At 40.6% G+C, this 288-nt stretch carries 1 protein-coding gene; it reads left to right on the forward strand.

Features of this window, described 5'->3' with window-relative positions; all coding sequences use genetic code 11:
- Positions 1-102 precede the first annotated feature (102 nt).
- On the forward strand, positions 103-288 hold a 186-nt coding region (locus RH88_RS22910; RefSeq protein WP_138944271.1), incomplete at its 3' end, for a transposase.

A 288-nucleotide genomic window follows, 5' to 3' on the forward strand; every position in this document is an offset into this window, starting at 1 on the left:
AACGTTCATTCAGCGAGTTATCCCTTTTATTGGAGAGCTTGGCGGCTACAATATTGGAATGACCCCAATAAAGTAGACACTCAATATTGGAATTAGAGTGCTATGAAAGTAAAAACAGTCCGAAAACATTCAGACGATTTCAAGAAACAGGCCGTACAGCAATCTTTAGATTCTCCAGATACCGTAATATCAGTGGCGAAATCATTAGGTATTTCCCCTGGTTTACTGTCCAAATGGAGGACTGAAATGACCTCTCAAAAAAACACCTCACCCCCTCTTCCTAATACC

Origin of the sequence: Vibrio scophthalmi LMG 19158, from assembly GCF_000222585.1 — a bacterium.
Lineage (GTDB): Bacteria > Pseudomonadota > Gammaproteobacteria > Enterobacterales > Vibrionaceae > Vibrio > Vibrio scophthalmi.